A 2,201-nucleotide genomic window follows, 5' to 3' on the forward strand; every position below is an offset into this window, starting at 1 on the left:
GTTCCTTAACCCTGTTAAGTTGTCAGTGTTCGATTGACGGTAAAGATAAAGCGAAACACAAATAGCAAACAATAATACAAAGATAAACACAGCTTGTGTTTGCGTCGCTAATCGAATCTCATATTCAAGTGCGGTACGCCAATCTGGGCGTACATCGTACTGAGCAATGATCTTATCAACTTCTAACATCGCTATCGCTCGACTGAAGAAAGGCGCAAGCATGGCTCCTTTTTCATTCGCGACCAATCCAACAGAGAGTTGTGACTCATAAAACTCGCCAATAGCGGTATCCTGCTCTATCGGAACCAATTCACTGAGACGTAAAAAATGATTGAGCATCGCCGTATCCATCGGAATGTAATCGACTTCTTCATTTAATAGCCCCTGAATGAGCTCTTGTTGAGTACGATAACGTTTGAGTTCTTTTAGCGGTAACAGTTGCGTCATCATTTGATCGAAAAAGTCATCCTTAACTACGCCAATCCGCTCAGATATCAACTGTGAAACATGAGAGTATGTGCTCGGTTTGTAACCTAAACGCTTGACCATCACCGATGCTGGCGCGTAATGGGGCTTTGGAAAGTAGCTAAATGCGCGCCGCTCACGGCTGACCGTTAACGGCGCCAAAATTTCGAAATTACCTTGGATAAACTCATGATACATAGAACCCCAGCTTTCACCAGGCTCACTAATGATCAAGCAGTTTAAAGCCAAGATCTCACAGCTTCTCACGACTACATCAGCCGTCATCCCTTCGACACGACCATCTGCGTTGTATACAACATATGGAAAGATAGATTCGAGCTTAATCCGTATTGGTTCATTAAAATCAAGGGGCAATAAACGAATAGAATCACGCAACGCTGCTCGCCTTAATTCAAATTGATACTGGGAAATTTCTTCGCGAAGCTGCTTTTGCACCGCTTCCCCGTGAATAAACGTAGCGAACGTGTCCAACTCTTCAAGATGATGATCTTTTTTACTGATGATGGATACGGGCTTTATCGAAATCTGATCATTGAGCATCTTGGCGTCAAACCCCTCCATCAGCATCGGCTTGAGCTGGTTAATGGCATCGACAACGCCATCCACAGCACCTGAACGTAGCAGTGTTACTGCTTGTTCGTGACCTTGATAAGAGATCTGTTCTAGCTCAGGGTAGTGTTGTTTAAGTAATTGGGCATAAACTGTATCTTTGGGGACGCCAACACGCGAAATGTCACTCAACGTCGAATCTTTTAAACCAAAGAGGTAGGTATATTCGATATTTGTTGGGCGGGAATAACTAAAACGTTGAGCACGTTCTTGTGTGTAAGTGATATTCGCAGCAAAGTCCGCTTCCCCATTCGCTACTGAATTTAGAATGGCATCAAAGCTGGAGTAGTTCACGTATTGAACGGTAAAGCCAAACTCCTCTGAAGCAGCATTGAAAAGAACACGAGTGACGACATCATCCGCTTCAGTCGCGACTTTATAATGAGCAATTAAAGGGGCTTCGGCTTTTACATTCAAACTCAAGAGGCAACATGCAAAAAGCAACAGTGTTCGAGCAAAAGTTGTCATGACAAACTTATCTTAAATCAACCACTTATATTGTGGTTATTATTATTGGAAGTGTAGTAAATATGAAATGAAGAACATATACTAATCTCCATTTTGTTCCACAACCAATTCGATACTCTGCCGCACATGTCACTTTTTACCTGACTAAAAACTCATAATTCAGCCTGTTCATCGCTACTACGTAAAATATAGTCAGTCATCCAAGCTGTCCCTAACAAACAGATCCAAACCACGAAAACAGGGTTTGGCACATCCGTGGTCGGGCTGACGACTAAGGCGGCAAAACCCACAGTCGGCAATGTCCAACATAATAATTTGCTCCAACGAATGGTATGTTGAAGCTTCGCAAGTGCTTCCATTGACGCTAACATTCCCGTCAAACTTAACGCCATAAGAACGGCGTACGGTAGGCCTGCAATCCACAAAGGGAGCAACAAAAACAACGGCCACCAGCTGTGTTTATTGGATGGCGTCCAATGCGCAGCCGACCACCACATCGCCATAACAGCAATGGTTTGAACCACTGTAACCCAAGCAGACCCATCCAGCTTACCGCCTTGCTGTGTGACCATAAGACCAACTTGCAGTGTAAGTACAATAAGACCAGCGGTGAGCAACACACCTAAAGAGCTTCTACG

At 43.9% G+C, this 2,201-nt stretch carries 2 protein-coding genes; both read right to left on the bottom strand.

From position 1 onward, the window contains the following. On the bottom strand, positions 1-1,563 hold a 1,563-nt coding region (locus IQR33_RS22670; protein WP_193844062.1), incomplete at its 3' end, for a substrate-binding periplasmic protein. 152 nt (positions 1,564-1,715) lie between these two features. Next, positions 1,716-2,201: hypothetical protein (locus IQR33_RS22675; protein WP_193844063.1), on the bottom strand; the 486-nt coding region annotated here is incomplete at its 5' end.

Source organism: Vibrio sp. OPT46 (assembly GCF_015163535.1).
Classification (GTDB): domain Bacteria; phylum Pseudomonadota; class Gammaproteobacteria; order Enterobacterales; family Vibrionaceae; genus Vibrio; species Vibrio alginolyticus.